The sequence below is a fragment of the Paenarthrobacter sp. GQ52 genome, from assembly GCF_059759005.1.
The window spans coordinates 132,200-147,837 of record NZ_JCAXEJ010000005.1 but is presented as its reverse complement, the minus strand read 5'-3'; the positions used below and the strand labels follow the sequence as shown (position 1 = coordinate 147,837).

Genomic DNA, 15,638 nt, shown 5'->3' with positions numbered 1-15,638 from the left:
GTTTTTGGCGCGGACCGAAGGCGGCCGCGCGAGGTTTCAATGCTAGCAACGGGGTGGCTCATACTAGACTTGTTAGCACTTGGGCATGTTGAGTGCTAAGTGTGGTGGTCCGATTGAGATCCCGCGTTGACCGGTCGTAGGGACCAAGGCAGTCGTCAGGAGGTGGAGCAATGAGTGAGCCGCGCAAGCTTGAGGTGCTGCGTGCCATCGTTGAGGATTACGTGCATTCCAGGGAACCTGTTGGGTCGAAGGCCCTCGTGGAACGGCACCATCTTGGCGTTTCCAGTGCCACCATCAGGAACGACATGGCTGTCTTGGAAGAGGAAGGCCTCATCGCGGCACCCCACACCAGCGCAGGCCGAATCCCAACGGACAAGGGTTACCGCTTATTCGTTGACCGAATTTCCCAGGTCAAGCCGCTTTCGGCCGCCGAGCGCAGGGCCATCCACTCGTTGCTTGAGGGCCCGGATGATGTTGATGACATCCTGGAGCGCACTGTAAGGCTTCTGTCGCAGCTGACCAACCAGGTGGCCGTGGTGCAGTATCCCCATTCCAATCGCGCGCTGGTCCGGCACGTGGAATTCGTCCTGTTGGCCCCAAAGCAGGTGCTTGTGGTCCTCATTGCGGATACGGGCAGCGTTGGGCAGAAGGTCATCGACGCCGGCTCTGACGTGAGCAACGAGGCGCTGATGCTCCTGAGGTCCCGCTTCCTCGGCAGCATCGCAGCCACCCAGATGGCTCTTTTGCCGCAGGTGCTGCCATCGGTAGTCGCCCTGTGTCCGCCGGAACTCCGCAGCTTGGCGCAGACGTTGGCTCAGGGGTTGCAATCACTCAGTGACACCAGCCGTGAAGAGCGCATCCTGATGGCAGGAACGGCCAACCTGGCCCGCTCCAATGTGGATTTCCCATTGAGCATCGGTCCCGTGCTGGAGGCACTCGAGGAACAAGTTGTCATGCTTCGGTTGTTGTCTGACATGGGGGATGATCCCCGTGGCGTCACCGTGAGCATTGGACGCGAAAATCCGTACGACGGCTTGGCTGAGGCGTCCGTCGTGGCTACCGGCTATGGCTCCGGGGCCAAGGTGGGGATTCTCGGTCCGACACGCATGGACTACCCCACCACCATGGCAGCCGTACGCGCCGTGGCCCGTTACCTTTCCCGCATTCTCGGCGGCTGAAAACCGGTCCGAGGAAACATCCGCAGTACAACAAGGAAGAGATACCGACTTTGAGCAGCCACTATGACGTTTTGGGAGTCTCGCCGGAAGCCACCGGGGAAGAGATCAAAAAGGCGTACCGCAAGTTGGCGCGGAAACTGCACCCCGACGTAAACCCCGGTGAAGATGTCGCGGAACAGTTCAAGGCCGTGACCCACGCTTACGAAGTGTTGTCCGACCCCCAGAAGCGCCGGGTCTACGATGCCACCGGCAATGAGAACGGCACCGACAACGGTTTCGGTGGCGGCTACTCCGGCCAGGGTTTCGCGTTCCAAGACATCTTCGACACCTTCTTTGGTGGCGGTGGCGGCCACGGTGGACCAGCCTCGCGTGTCCGTCGCGGCCAGGACGCACTAATCAGCGTCCGCATCGACCTGAAGGACGCCGTGTTCGGCGTCAACAAGAAGCTTGAAGTGGACACTGCCGTGGTTTGCCCCACCTGTGACGGCAGCTGCTGCCGCCCGGGCACCCACCCGGAACGCTGCGACATTTGCGGTGGTAGCGGCCAGGTACAGCGGGCTGTCCGATCCATTCTCGGTCAGGTCATGACCACCGCGCCTTGTGGTTCCTGCGAAGGCTTCGGCACGGTCATCAAGGACCCCTGCAACGAGTGCAACGGACAGGGCCGAATCCGCAGCCGCCGTTCCCTCACCATCAAGGTACCGGCAGGCGTCGCAACCGGGACGCGCATCCAGTTGTCCGGGCAGGGCGAAGCAGGTCCCGCCGGTGGTCCTGCCGGTGATCTCTATGTAGAAATCCGGGTCAACAACGATTCCATGTTCATGCGTGAAGGCGACGACCTTCATGCCACATTGAGTGTTCCTATGACGGCGGCGGCACTTGGCACCGAGCTGCAGCTGGACACCTTCGACGGCGCACAGGATATCGACGTGAAGGCCGGCACGCAGTCGGGCGAAGTCATTACCCTCCGCGGCCTGGGCGTCACGCACCTCCGTGGTTACGGACGAGGCGACCTCAAGGTGCACCTGCACGTAGAGACGCCAAGCAAGCTCGACCCAGCCCAGGAAGAACTCTTGCAGCAGCTCGCCAAGCTGCGCGGTGAGCAGTTCACCGAAGGAAAGCTTGTGGCAAGCGGGGGCATGTTCGCGAAGCTGCGGGACAAGCTCGGTAACCTGTAGCGGTGAGCAACCCCGTTTTCTTCACAGCCGCGGGCAGCCTCGGCCAGGTGATCCCCGGTTCCACATTCGTGCTCGAGGGTCCCGAGGCCCGGCATGCTGTAACGGTCAAACGCCTGGCCGCGGGCGAGCCCGTTGATATAGCGGATGGTTCAGGTGCGCGGCTGATAGGCACGGTGGTGGACGCCGGATCCAGCAGTTTGACCGTGAAGGCGTCTGAGGTGCTTTTCGAGGAGCAGCCGGAGGTCCGGTTGGTGCTGGTTCAGGCCCTGGCTAAAGGTGACCGCGATGAACTTGCCATCGAGACCGCCACGGAACTAGGAATTGATGCTGTCATTCCATGGCAGTCTGAGCGCGCAATCGTGCGTTGGAAGGGCGAAAGGGCTGCCAAAGCCCACGCGAAGTGGCAGTCGGTGGTCACTGCGGCCGCCAAGCAGGCGCGGCGTGCCTGGATTCCTGAGGTCCGGTCCATCGTGGATACCGCTAATTTGGCGAAGACGGTCGAGGCCGCTGACTTGGCCATCATCCTGCATGAAGACGCCAAGAATCCCTTGCGGACTGTCCTCGAAGAGTCGGCTGCGTTGCTCAGTGACGCTGCGGGGTCACCGCGGGAGGTTCTTTTGATCGTTGGACCGGAGGGCGGAATCTCACCGCGTGAAGTAACCCGGCTCAGCGACGCAGGCGCCGTAACGGCCCTGTTGGGTCACCATGTCTTGCGGTCGTCGACGGCGGGACCCGCCGCCGTCGTTCTTGCCAGTGACGTTCTGGGCCGCTGGTAACCAGCCTCGCAGGCTATCCAGCCCCGCACGCTATCCGACGTTGAACAGGCGGGTATCGGTGCTCGTTTCGATGGTGGCGCCGGCTTCATCGACTTGTGAAACCCGCAACTCATACTTTCCGGTCTTCAAAGTGGCGCTGAAGGTAAATAGTCCGTACTGACCTGGTTCACCGGTCGCCTTGGTTTGACCGGTGAGCAGGCCGGTCTTTTCGCCCTTGCCGTTCTCTTGGAGGATCTGCCAGCTGACGGGCCTGGAGCTGTCGGTGCTGCGGCCGTTGAACTTGACGACGCCTGCCGGCAAGGACGTTTCTTCCTGCGGATCGATAATCCAGAGCGGCGCAACCAGGGAGGCATTCCGTTCCATGGGTTGGCCGAGCTGTACCTGCCCGAACGCCATGTAGTCCTTGTGTCCGTCAACCAAAATGACAACCTGGATTTGCTGGCCTGAGTTTATGAGCCCGGAGGACGAAGCTGCTGCTGTAGCCGTGTAGACCAATTGCTGGACGGCGCGATGGGCCATCCCGGCGTCGAGGTTTGAGTTGAAGGCGTCCCGCGAAATATCAACGGTGATCACATTCTTGCCCGAGATGGACGTAGCAAGACTCTCGGGGTCCTGCCACGGCGTGAAGAAGTCGTGGTCCAAGGGTTTTTCGGCCATCATGATCCGCAGTGCTGTGGTCACAGGATTTTCGTCGCTCGAAATGTCCCTGAACTCGCGGTAGAGGTAAACCTCCTCCTTGCTGCGTCCGATCCAGTACACCGGGATTTTGGTGGAAGCCTGCGTGGTCTCCAGCGGGGCGTGGCTGGCAGGGGCGTCCTGGACGGTGACCGGTGGCGAGGTAATGCTTGCTTGGCTACCGCCGCCGTTGGCGATGCAACCGGTCAGCAAAAGGACAGCAAACATCGCTGGCACGGCGATGACGGACCTCGTCCGACTGCGCGAGCCATTCCCGATGATTGCTGGCTTCGTGATGGGCTTCCTGCTTTAACGTGTCTCTCTTGGCGGCCGCAGCCACCAGGCCGGACCGCAGGGTGCTGATCCCACCCGCTATGCCAGCTTGGCACATCGTCGACGGCGGTTGGCCAGGATTGGGCTGCCAGGCGCCAACTGAAACATGATTGATACCGGCTTGATGCAGAGTTGAGACAAAATGTATGACATCGCGGGGCGGGCCCTGATGATGCCGTCCGTTGAGGTTCAACGCGGGCCGGGCTGGCGTAGGATTGAAGACATTCCGGCATCCTGGCGGTCGCCTTTAAGTGGCCACGAATGTCGAATCGATGGCGTTAATACGACCAACCGGAGGAGAAAAGGCTCTAAGGCCAGCACTATGAGTGAATCTTTGAACGGGCGGCTCAGGACCGGAAACGGCAACCAGCCGCCCACCGAGTTCCCGCACACACTACCGGGTACGCGCACGGAAGTTGTCACGTTCGACAACTCCGACCAGATGGTTCACTCGTTGGGCAGCCACGACGAAGCCTTGCGATACATCGAGGAACAGTTCCAGGACGTTAATTTCCACGTCCGTGGCAACGAACTTTCCATGACCGGGCCTTCCGCAGTCATTCCACGCATCATGCGGCTCTTGGAGGAAGTCCGGGGGCTCGTGGCGAAGGGGACTGTGGTCACTCCGGACGTCCTGCAGCAGCTCGTGTCCCTGCTGAGGACGCAGTCCGTGCAGAATCCGGCGGATGTCCTGACGCACAACATCCTGTCCAGCAGGGGTAAGACCATACGGCCGAAGACGCTGAACCAGAAAAACTATGTTGACGCCATTGACGACAACACCGTGATTTTTGGGATTGGCCCGGCTGGTACTGGAAAGACTTACCTGGCAATGGCCAAAGCAGTGCAGGCCCTGCAGACGAAGGAAGTCAGCCGCATCATCCTGACCCGGCCCGCGGTGGAAGCGGGGGAGAGGCTGGGCTTCCTCCCCGGCACGCTGAGCGACAAGATCGACCCCTATCTTCGCCCGCTGTATGACGCTTTGCACGACATGATGGATCCTGAATCCATCCCGCGTTTGATGGCTGCGGGGACCATCGAGGTCGCTCCTTTGGCCTACATGCGAGGACGGACACTGAATGACGCCTTCATCATCCTCGACGAAGCGCAGAACACCACTCCGGAGCAGATGAAGATGTTCCTGACCCGCCTCGGTTTCGGATCGAAAATGGTGGTCACGGGCGATGTCACCCAGATTGACCTGCCTTCCGGTTCGACATCGGGCCTGCGGATTGTCAGGGAGATCCTGAAAGGGATTGACGACGTCGATTTCTCCATTCTGGAGGCTGCTGACGTCGTGCGGCACCGCTTGGTTGCCGACATCGTCTCCGCCTACAGCACATGGGACGACGCACACCGCACAGACGCCACTGGCGCACAGTACCAACGTGGAGAACGCAAATGAGCATTGAAGTAAACAACGAGTCCGGTGTAGCGGTGGACGAAGCGCAGCTGGTGACGTTGTCCCGCTTCATCTTTGAGCGTCTGTACATCCACCCCCAGGCCGAACTGTCCATTCTCCTTGTCGATGAACCGGCCATGGAAAAGCTGCACATCGAACTTATGGACGAGCCCGGAGCTACGGACGTGTTGTCCGTACCCATGGACGAATTGACGCCGGGCACTCCGGACAAGCCCACGCCGCAGGGCATGCTGGGTGATATCGCCATCTGCCCGCAGGTTGCCGAGGTGCAGGCGCGCAACGCCGGGCATGCCACGCAGGATGAGATGCTTCTCCTGACCACCCATGGCATCCTCCACCTGCTTGGTTTTGACCATGCGGAGCCGGAGGAAAAGGAAGAGATGTTCGGCTTGCAGCGGGAACTGCTGTCTGAATTCCTGGGCAAGGATGCCCCCATGGAGACCATGCAGTGACCTCGATCATCCTGGTCGGCATGGCGCTGGTTTTCCTTAGCTTCGTTGCACTGCTGACCGCAGCCGAGGCTGCGTTCAACTTCCTGCCCCGGCATGAGGCCGAACAATCAATAGTGCGCAGCAAGGGCAAAGCACTGGGGGGCATTCTCAAGAACCCGATCGCACATATGCGGGCGCTGCGCTTTTGGCGCGTGTGGTTCGAAATGGCGGCAGCAGTTGCCGTCGCCGTGGTCCTGCACAGTTTGCTGGACAACGTATGGCTCGCCGGGCTCGCAGCTACGGGCATCATGGCGGTGATTGGCTTCGTACTTGTGGGTGTCTCGCCCAGGCAGTTGGGCAGGGCCCACTCCGGACCCGTCGTTCGTTTCACTGCTCCGCTGATCAGGTTCCTGTGCTGGATATTGGGACCAATCCCCGGATGGTTGGTTGCCCTGGGGCAGGCAGTTGCACCTGGCGCCCCGAGCGGGGACGACGCGTTCGTCAGCGAAGAAGAGTTCCGTGAGTTCGTGGATCGTGCCGCGGAGTCGGACATGATTGAAGACAATGAGGCTGAACTCATCCATTCAGTCTTCGACTTCGGTGACACTTTGGTGCGTTCCGTGATGGTTCCCCGCACGGACATTGTCAGCATCGGTACGGGCTCGGACCTCGAAACTGCAATGGGCCTTTTCCTGCGTTCTGGTTATTCAAGAATCCCGGTCATCGGTGAGAACACGGATCAGATCCGTGGAATTCTTTACCTCAAGGACGTGGCTGCAGCCATGCATCGCAGCGAACCGGGACTACAAGCCCATGACGTTGACTCACTTGCAAGGGATGTTCGTTATGTCCCGGAATCCAAGCCAGTGAGCGACCTCCTGAGGGAACTCCAAAAGGAGTCCACACACGTAGCGATCGTGATCGACGAGTACGGCGGCACCGCTGGACTGGTCACCCTTGAGGACCTCATTGAGGAAATCGTGGGCGAGATTGTGGATGAATACGACGCCGCAGCCGAGGAGGCGGTCGACCTCGGCGATGGCACGTACCGCGTGAGTGCCCGCATGAGCATCGATGACCTGGGCGAGTTGTTCGATATCGACCTCGACGACGACGAAGTGGATACCGTAGGTGGCCTCCTCGCGAAAGCCCTTGGTCAGGTTCCCATTGTTGGGAGCTCCGTTGAAGTGAATGGTATTTCACTTCGGGCAGATAGGCTGGAGGGTCGCCGAAACAGGGTCAGCCACATCATTGCGGCAGCCATGCCAAAGGAAGACACTGACTTTGAAGACCTACTCGATGACGCCGACTCAACGCAACAGGGAGTTCCACGTGAGCAAGCAAAATAAGAAATTCGATGCCGATGCCGATTTCGGTGGCTTCCACGCTGGCTTCTCGGTGCTTGTCGGCCGACCCAACGCGGGAAAGTCGACTCTGACCAATGCCTTGGTTGGCCAGAAGGTTGCCATCACCTCGGCCAAGCCGCAGACTACACGGCACACCATTCGAGGTATCGTTCACCGCGATGATGCGCAACTTATCCTCGTGGACACGCCGGGCCTTCACCGTCCACGGACCCTCCTGGGGAAGCGTCTTAACGAACTGGTGGCAGACACCCTGGCGGAAGTCGATGCCATCGGTTTCTGCCTTCCCGCGAACGAAAAGATCGGCCCTGGCGACAAATACATCGCAGCCCAACTGGCCGCCGTCGGACGCAAGCCGATCGTGGCGCTGGTGACTAAAACGGACCTTGTGGACCGTCAGGCGTTGACGGAGCAACTGCTCGCAGTCGCCGCATTGGGACGCGACGTTCTTGGTGAGCAGGGCTGGGCTGACATTGTGCCTGTTTCTGCTGCCGATGGTTTCCAGGTCTCAACTGTGGCAGATGTGCTGATCAGCCACATGCCGTCGTCGCCGCCGCTTTATCCTGATGGCGAGCTGACTGACGAGCCCGAGGCCGTCATGATCGCCGAGCTTATCCGCGAAGCGGCCCTCGAGGGAGTCCGTGATGAACTTCCGCACTCACTGGCAGTGGTGGTGGAGGAAATCGTTCCCCGCGAAGGCCGGACCGAGGACAACCCGCTGTTGGATGTTCGAGTGAATCTTTATGTCGAGCGGCCTTCGCAGAAGGCCATCATTATCGGCAAGGGCGGAAGCCGGTTGCGCGAGGTGGGAACCAACGCCCGCAAGGGGATTGAAACGCTGCTCGGAACCCGGATTTACCTTGATCTCCACGTAAAAGTAGCTAAAGACTGGCAGCGCGATCCCAAGCAACTGGTCAAACTCGGGTTCTAATTGGCACCACTGGATCCGGCGTGGCTTCGGGCGCGATAAGGAACTTCCCAGAAACGGCAACTATGATTGCGGGGATCCAGCTGTTTGATGAAAGGTAAACCAAATAGTGCGACGTCGTGACGCCCGCCCGCAGGGCACCGGCACCGCTGTCCCCGGTGGGGCACGCCATGGAGAGGATGCCGACGGTACCCCTCGCCACATGAAGGCGCCAAAAGGCCTGCCGCTTTGGTTGAAAATTGTTACCGGCGTGGTCTCCGTTGCGCTGGTTGCAGGCGTTGCCTTTGCCGCTTTTTGGTTTATCCGGTTGCAGACCAACATCACCAAGGCCCCCTTGAGTGCCGGCGAGACACGCAATGCGGGTGATCCGCTGGTCGATGACAAGACGGATCGCCTGCAAATCCTGATTCTTGGCTCCGATACCCGTGATGGAAAGAACGCCGAATACGGCAGCACTGAAGACTCCACCGGCTATGGCCACTCCGATGTGATGATGCTCCTGGACATCTCAGCGGACAACAAACGGGTTAACGTCCTGAGTTTCCCGCGAGACCTGTTGGTGGACGTTCCGCAGTGCACGGACCGTACCAATAACCAGACGTTTCCTGCCCGCAGTGGGGTGATGATCAACGAGGCCATGGCTGAGGCAGGCATCGGCTGCGCTGTGGATACCGTCAACCAGTTGACGGGCTTGGAAATCGACCACTTCATGATGGCTGATTTCAACGCCGTCAAGGAGCTATCCCACGCGGTGGGCGGCGTCAACGTTTGCGTCAGCGATCCGGTCTTTGACCCGGATTCCCGCCTCCGCCTTGCCAAGGGCGATTCCCTGGTGGAAGGCGAACAGGCTTTGGCATTTCTCCGAACCAGGCATGCATTCGGTGACGGAGGCGACCTCGGTCGCATCAAGGGCCAGCAGGCCTTCCTCTCTTCCCTCACCCGGAAGCTCAAGGACGAGGGAACTTTGGGCAACCCGCAGCGGCTTTTGCAGATCGCGGATGTGGTCACGCAGAACCTGACAGTGGACGAGGGCCTGGCGTCAGTTCCTTCACTGTTGACCATTGGTGGGCGGCTCAAGGATATTGATGTTTCCAAGGTGGCGTTCGTGGCTGTGCCCACGCAGCAGGCGGCGGCCGACCTCAACCGGTTGGAGCTCGTGGAGCCTCAGTCATCACAGCTGTTCGCGGCACTTCGTGCCGACCTGGACCTCACAACACCCGGTGCGACGTCCACTCCGGCACCTAGCGAAAGCCCGGCTCCTCAGCCAACGGCCACCACGCCTGCCGCGCCGGCGTATGACAAAGCGATCCAGCCGGTGGCCGTTGCCAATGGCAGCGGCGTCGCTACACGGGCACAGGAGCTCATGGCCGTGCTCACGGGGAACGGATTTGCCCAGACGGTGTCCTACTTGGCCAATCCTGTGGATCAAACTGTGCTTTACTACGGACCGGGTTTTGCGGATGTGGCCGCCGACGTGGCCACCCTGTTCGGAATCCCGGCCGCCCAGGTTCAGGAAGCCCCGGGTGTAGCGGGCGTGCAGCTGTACGTTGGCACGGACTTCGGCACCGGAACTGCGTACGGCGCAGCCTCAGTCCCGTCAGATGTTGTCAACCAAACGGCCAGCGATGCCGTTTGCCAACAGGTGAATCCCCTCTACATCGACCAGTAGGAGATTCCCTGCTTTAGCCGAACACACCAACGGCCGGCCAGTTCTTCAACTGGCCGGCCGTTGCGCTTCCGGGTACTACCAGATGCTGACGCGTTCCCCGGGTTCCATCCACATGCCATCGGCTTCCGTCACGTCGAAGGCTTCATGGAAGGCATCGAGGTTGCGGACTATGGCGTTGGTGCGGAACTCGTTGGGGGAGTGGGGGTCCGTAGCCAGCCTCCGGATCGCTTCTTCGGTCCGGATCACCTGGCGCCAACCGGCAGCCCACGACATAAAGAACCGCTGGAAGCCCGTGAAGCCGTCAAGGACCTCAGGCTCGGCTCCGTTCAGGCTCAGGAGATAGGCCTTGTAGGCAATAGTGAGGCCTCCGAGGTCGCCTATGTTCTCGCCCAGAGTTAGCTTGCCGTTGACCTTATGGTCGGGCGCAGCGTAGGGGGACAGGGCGTCGTACTGGGCAACCAATTTCGCCGTCAGGGCTTCGAAGGCTGTACGGTCGTCTTCCGTCCACCAATTGCGGAGTGCGCCGCTGCCATCGAACTGGGACCCTTGGTCGTCGAAACCGTGGCCGATTTCGTGACCGATCACCGCGCCGATTCCGCCGTAGTTCACAGCGTCATCCGCATCTGCGTTAAAGAAGGGTGGCTGAAGGATAGCCGCGGGAAAAACGATCTCGTTGAGCATCGGATGGTAGTAGGCATTAACGGTCTGCGGTGTCATGAGCCATTTCGTCAGATCAACCGGCTTACCGATCTCGTCCAGGTGCCGGTCCACATCCGCGTCATGGGCGCGCTCCACGTTGCCGAGGAGATCCGTCGGATCGATTTTCACGGCGGAGTAATCGATCCATTTGTCCGGGAAACCGATCTTTGGACGGAACGCGTCCAGCTTCTTCAGTGCCTCTTTCTTGGTCTCCTCGCCCATCCATCCGAGGGAAGAAATACTCTCCCGATAAGCTTCGATCAGGTTTGAGACCAGCGTCTCCATCCTTGCTTTGTGTCCGGCAGGGAAGTGCCGGTCAACGTAGATCTGGCCGACTGCCTCGCCGAGGGCCGCTTCAACGACGGCCACTCCGCGCTTCCACCGTTCCCTGTTCTGCGGCGTACCGCTGAGCGTGGTGCCGTAGAAGTCGAAGTTCGTGGAAACGAACGCGGACGAAAGATAGGGCGCAGCCGAACTGAGAACCCGGAGGGTCAGCCACTCCTTCCAGGTTTCCAGGGGCTGGGATTCCAGCAAAGCTGCCGCCCCAGCAAAGAAGTCCGGCGTGCTCACCACGATTTCACTTCGCTTGGCTGGTTCCACCCTTGCCGCCTCGAACCAGGTGTCGAGCAGGGGGAACAGTTCCAGGGCTTCAGCCGCGGTCTTGAGGTTGTAGGTCTTCTGGGGATCCCGCAGCGTGACATTGTCCCAGTGGTGGGATGCCAGAGCGGTTTCGAGTGCGACGATGCGCTGGGAGGTAGCTTGCGCGTCGGGGATGCCTGCGAGGTTGAACAGCTTGGCAATGTAGTCGCCATAGGCCGCGACGATGGCCGCGAACTTTTCTTCCCGGTAGTAGGACTCGTCCGGCAATCCCAGGCCCCCTTGTCCGATATAAAGGAGAATGCGCTCCGGGTTGCCAGCGTCCGGTGCAGGGTAGATCGAAAAGAGCCCGGAGACGTCCGAGCGGAACAATCGTCCGATCAGGGCAGCCAGTTCCGCTGGGGAGCCCACCTCGCGAACCTCATCAAGACGGCCTCGCACGGGCTCCATCCCTTTCGCCTCGGCCGCTTCTTCGTCCATGAAGCTCGCGTAGAGTCCGCCAACTTTCTGTTCGACGCCGGTGGCTGACCTGCCTTTGGCGGCCGCCTCTTCGATAATCGCTTTCACGGCCAGCTCCGCGCCATCGCGCAAAGCCGTGAAAGTACCTTCAAGCGGCCTGTCGTCCGGAATCGTTGTGCTGTTGAGCCACGCACCATTGACGTGCTGATAGAGGTCGTCCTGGGGCCGGACGCTGTGATCGATGTTGGAAAGAGAGATCCCCGACTGTGGCACTGTGGCTCCTTGTGTGGACGCTGCAGTCGGCGTTTCCACCGTCGCGGCGTCTGCATAGTGGACGTTGCATGAGGTGTTGCACTGTCATCATACGCATCGTGTTAGTGTGAATTTGTGCGTACGGCGATGCTTCTTCTTAGCTGCCGCGGCGGGGCCTGAAAGCTATCTGAAGCTGGGCCATCCTCGCCGCGGAGTTCCGTTGTGTCCGGCTAAGCTTTCATTTAGTTCTTAGAGAAAAGGCCACACGTCATGCGTAATGCACAAAAGCCCTCCGGTATGCCGATTCACCGCTACCTGCCGTTCCAGGACCAGATCAGCGTCGAGGTTCCGGACCGCACCTGGCCGGACAAGGTCATCACCAAGGCTCCGCGTTGGTGCGCAGTTGACCTGCGCGATGGCAATCAGGCACTGATCGACCCCATGAGCCCGGCACGCAAGCTGAAGATGTTCCAGCTGCTCGTCAAGATGGGCTACAAGGAAATCGAGGTTGGTTTCCCCTCAGCGTCGCAGACTGACTTCGACTTCGTTCGCCAGCTCATCGAGGGTGGTCATATTCCGGACGACGTCAGCATCCAGGTTCTGACGCAGGCGCGTGAACACTTGATTGAACGCACCTACGAATCCCTGGTCGGCGCCAAGCAGGCTATCGTTCACCTGTACAACTCCACTTCGGTATTGCAGCGTCGCGTTGTATTCAACCAGGACGAAGACGGCATTCTGGATATTGCGCTGCAGGGTGCGCGTCTGTGCAAGAAGTATGAAGAGACCCTGACGGACACGCACATCACGTATGAGTACTCACCGGAGTCATTCACGGGAACCGAACTCGAGTATGCCGCCCGCGTGTGCAACGCCATTGCTGATGTCTTTGAGGCTTCTGCCGACAAGCAGGTCATCATCAACCTGCCGGCCACGGTGGAAATGGCAACCCCCAACGTCTATGCAGACTCCATCGAGTGGATGCACAGGAACCTGCACCCCCGCGAGGGAATCATCATCTCCCTCCACCCGCACAACGACCGCGGCACCGGCGTCGCTGCAGCTGAGCTGGGTTACCTGGCAGGCGCCGACCGCATTGAAGGTTGCTTGTTCGGCAACGGCGAACGTACCGGCAACGTCGACTTGGTGACGCTGGGGCTCAACATGTTCGTGCAGGGTGTAGACCCCATGATTGATTTCTCAGATATCGATGAGATACGCCGCACTGTGGAGTACTGCAACCAGTTGCCGGTCCCGGAGCGTTCGCCCTACGGTGGCGACCTCGTCTTTACGGCCTTCTCCGGTTCGCACCAGGATGCCATCAAGAAGGGCTTTGAGGCGCTCGAGAAGGACGCTGCTGCCGCCGGGAAGTCGGTTGACGACTTCACCTGGCAGGTTCCCTACCTGCCCATCGACCCCAAGGACCTCGGCCGCAGCTATGAAGCTGTTATCCGGGTTAACTCGCAGTCCGGCAAGGGCGGCGTGGCCTACCTGCTGAAGAACGAGCACAACCTGGATTTGCCCCGCCGGGCACAGATCGAGTTCTCCGGAGTCATCCAGCGTCGTACCGATGCCGTGGGCGGCGAGGTCAGCGGTGCCCAGCTGTGGCAGATCTTCCAGGATGAGTACTTGCCCTCCGAAGAAGAGCAGGCTCAGTGGGGTCGCTATGGGCTGGGTAGCGTGAGCACCGAGACGGATGAATCGGGCGCCATGACCATGAACGCAAACCTGCGGATCGACGGCGTCGAAGTCCGCCGCACCGGCCATGGCAATGGTCCCATTGCAGCCCTGTTGGACATACTCCACCACGATGGCGTTGACGTGCGGGTGCTCGATTACAGCGAGCACGCCCTGTCCGAAGGCGGCAGTGCCAGTGCTGCGGCATACGTTGAATGTGCTGTCGGAGAACGCGTTTTGTGGGGTGTCGGAATTGACCCCAGCACCACAACGTCCTCCCTCAAGGCATTGATCTCGGCAGTGAACCGGGCCGTCCGGGACGCCCAGGCCTAAGCCCACCGTGTGGTGACGGGAAATACCGTCACCACACGGTCCGGCGAACACTGCCGTACCAGGCATAGTGGGAAGATTAGTTGTGGCCAATCCGTCGTTTGCAGCGCGGTCCTATCGGGACGATGCCGTGGTGCTTCGTACCCACAAGCTGGGCGAGGCGGATCGAATCATCACTCTGCTGACCAAACACCATGGTCAGGTTCGTGCCGTTGCCAAGGGTGTTCGCAGGACCAGTAGCCGCTTCGGGGCGCGGCTGGAGCCCTTCATGGTGGCGGACCTGCAACTGGTCTCGGGCCGGACCTTGGACATTGTGACCCAGGCAGTGGCGAAGGGCGCGTACGGAAGCAGTATCGCGGCCGACTATGGGCGGTTCACTGTGGCTGCCGCTATGACGGAGACTGCCGAGAAGCTCACGGATGCTGATACCGAATCAGGGACCGCCCAATATAATCTGCTGGTTGGTGCGCTGGCTGCCTTGAGCCGTTCGGACCATCCACCCGAGCTCATTCTTGATTCTTATCTTTTGCGGGCGCTGGCCACCGGTGGCTGGGCACCAAGCTTCACTGATTGTGCACGATGTGGCCGTCCCGGGCCACATACGGCGTTTGCCGCCCCCGTTGGCGGCATGGTGTGCGGCGACTGCAGGCCCCCGGGCTCTCCGGCTCCGGCGCCGGAGACAGTACTGTTGCTGGGCGCCTTACTAACTGGCAATTGGAGCGTCGCTGATGCTTCGGATCCGCGGCACAGGCGGGAGGCTGCCGGCTTGGTTGCCAGTTACCTCCAGTGGCATCTTGAACGAGCCCTGAAATCACTCAAACACGTGGAGCGAAGCTGACAGTGGTACTTGGAAAGAAGAGTAAATCAACAGCGGCGAGGACTGCCCCCGTGGTTGCCCCTTATGGACACCCTTCCGGAGCTCTGCCGCCGAGTATTCCAAGTGAGCTCATTCCGCAGCACGTGGCCATAGTCATGGACGGCAACGGGCGTTGGGCTAATCAGCGGGGCCTCCCTCGGATAGAGGGACACAAGGCCGGCGAGCCCGCGCTCCTGGACGTCATGGCAGGAGCGATCGAACTCGGGATCAAGTACGTCAGTGTGTACGCGTTCTCCACCGAGAACTGGCGCCGGTCACCGGAAGAAGTTCGATTCCTCATGGGATTTAACAAGGATGTACTACGCCGCCAACGCAACCAACTCGATGAGTGGGGTGTCCGCATCCGTTGGGCTGGCCGCAGGCCCCGCCTGTGGGGATCGGTCATCAAGGAGCTGGAAGAGGCAGAGGACTACACCCGAGCCAATGACACCTGCACACTGACCATGTGTGTTAATTACGGTGGACGCGCAGAAATTGCCGACGCCGTTTCCGCCATCGCGCACGACGTCGCCGCTGGCCGGTTGAAGCCGGGGTCGGTGTCGGAGAAGACCATTCAAAAGTACTTGGATGAGCCGGACCTTCCCGATGTGGATCTCTTCCTGCGCAGTTCGGGGGAGCAGAGGCTATCTAATTTCCTTCTTTGGCAGTCGGCTTATGCGGAGTTCGTCTTCATGGATACGTTGTGGCCGGATGTGGATCGGCGGACCCTTTGGGACGCCGTCGAAATTTATGCCAAACGCGACCGTCGCTACGGAGGGGCCGTGGACGCGGCGCCCGCTGTCAAATAGCACA

13 protein-coding genes are annotated in these 15,638 nt (G+C 60.3%); 11 read left to right on the top strand and 2 right to left on the bottom strand.

Translation table 11 applies throughout. The features are described 5' to 3' along the window. The first annotated feature begins 170 nt into the window (after positions 1 to 170). From hrcA to AC6CH8_RS09290, 3 genes are read left to right on the top strand one after another with little or no spacing between them, the layout of a single operon-like run. A complete protein-coding gene (hrcA, locus tag AC6CH8_RS09300; RefSeq protein WP_091467740.1) occupies positions 171 to 1,178 on the top strand; it encodes a heat-inducible transcriptional repressor HrcA in 1,008 nt (335 codons plus the stop codon). Positions 1,179 to 1,228: 50 nt separating this feature from the next. Further along, the gene (gene dnaJ / locus AC6CH8_RS09295) at positions 1,229 to 2,356 is read left to right on the top strand and encodes a molecular chaperone DnaJ (RefSeq protein WP_017197584.1); all 1,128 of its coding nucleotides are present in this window, start codon (positions 1,229 to 1,231) and stop codon (positions 2,354 to 2,356) included. Positions 2,357 to 2,358: 2 nt separating this feature from the next. Next, positions 2,359 to 3,132 (top strand): 16S rRNA (uracil(1498)-N(3))-methyltransferase, encoded by a 774-nt coding sequence (locus tag AC6CH8_RS09290; RefSeq protein WP_474661928.1) that lies wholly within the window; start codon positions 2,359 to 2,361, stop codon positions 3,130 to 3,132. A gap of 30 nt (positions 3,133 to 3,162) precedes the next feature. Here AC6CH8_RS09290 and AC6CH8_RS09285 read toward each other — a convergent pair whose 3' ends face one another. Beyond that, positions 3,163 to 4,035 carry a GerMN domain-containing protein gene (locus AC6CH8_RS09285; RefSeq protein WP_498190222.1) on the bottom strand — a complete coding sequence of 291 codons (873 nt, stop codon included), beginning with the start codon at positions 4,033 to 4,035 and terminating at the stop codon, positions 3,163 to 3,165. A 427-nt stretch (positions 4,036 to 4,462) separates the two neighbouring features. Here AC6CH8_RS09285 and AC6CH8_RS09280 point away from each other — a divergent pair, with 427 nt between their 5' ends. The 5 genes from AC6CH8_RS09280 (at position 4,463) to AC6CH8_RS09260 (ending at position 9,955) form a co-directional block, all read left to right on the top strand. Next, a complete protein-coding gene (locus AC6CH8_RS09280; RefSeq protein WP_498190096.1) occupies positions 4,463 to 5,545 on the top strand; it encodes a PhoH family protein in 1,083 nt (360 codons plus the stop codon). Continuing rightward, positions 5,542 to 6,015, top strand: coding sequence for an rRNA maturation RNase YbeY (ybeY, locus tag AC6CH8_RS09275; RefSeq protein ID WP_017197588.1), 474 nt, complete (start codon positions 5,542 to 5,544; stop codon positions 6,013 to 6,015). The genes AC6CH8_RS09280 and ybeY overlap by 4 nt, the downstream gene beginning before the upstream one ends. Beyond that, the gene (locus AC6CH8_RS09270; RefSeq protein WP_011774914.1) at positions 6,012 to 7,343 is read left to right on the top strand and encodes a hemolysin family protein; all 1,332 of its coding nucleotides are present in this window, start codon (positions 6,012 to 6,014) and stop codon (positions 7,341 to 7,343) included. The genes ybeY and AC6CH8_RS09270 overlap by 4 nt, the downstream gene beginning before the upstream one ends. After that, complete coding sequence (gene era / locus AC6CH8_RS09265) at positions 7,327 to 8,289, top strand: GTPase Era (protein WP_017197589.1); 963 nt, start codon at positions 7,327 to 7,329, stop codon at positions 8,287 to 8,289. The genes AC6CH8_RS09270 and era overlap by 17 nt, the downstream gene beginning before the upstream one ends. A 106-nt stretch (positions 8,290 to 8,395) precedes the next feature. Beyond that, entirely contained in the window at positions 8,396 to 9,955 is a 1,560-nt protein-coding gene (locus AC6CH8_RS09260; RefSeq protein ID WP_091467730.1) for an LCP family protein, read from the top strand. Positions 9,956 to 10,030: 75 nt separating this feature from the next. On the opposite strand, the gene AC6CH8_RS09255 is transcribed toward AC6CH8_RS09260, so the two are convergent. Further along, the gene (locus tag AC6CH8_RS09255; RefSeq protein ID WP_498190093.1) at positions 10,031 to 11,983 is read right to left on the bottom strand and encodes a M13 family metallopeptidase; all 1,953 of its coding nucleotides are present in this window, start codon (positions 11,981 to 11,983) and stop codon (positions 10,031 to 10,033) included. 249 nt (positions 11,984 to 12,232) lie between these two features. Here AC6CH8_RS09255 and leuA point away from each other — a divergent pair, with 249 nt between their 5' ends. From leuA to AC6CH8_RS09240, 3 genes are all read left to right on the top strand, one after another. Further along, the gene (leuA, locus tag AC6CH8_RS09250) at positions 12,233 to 13,972 is read left to right on the top strand and encodes a 2-isopropylmalate synthase (protein WP_091467727.1); all 1,740 of its coding nucleotides are present in this window, start codon (positions 12,233 to 12,235) and stop codon (positions 13,970 to 13,972) included. 82 nt (positions 13,973 to 14,054) lie between these two features. Then, complete coding sequence (gene recO / locus AC6CH8_RS09245) at positions 14,055 to 14,807, top strand: DNA repair protein RecO (RefSeq protein ID WP_091467725.1); 753 nt, start codon at positions 14,055 to 14,057, stop codon at positions 14,805 to 14,807. A gap of 2 nt (positions 14,808 to 14,809) precedes the next feature. After that, positions 14,810 to 15,634, top strand: coding sequence for an isoprenyl transferase (locus tag AC6CH8_RS09240; protein ID WP_017197593.1), 825 nt, complete (start codon positions 14,810 to 14,812; stop codon positions 15,632 to 15,634). Positions 15,635 to 15,638: the final 4 nt, after the last annotated feature.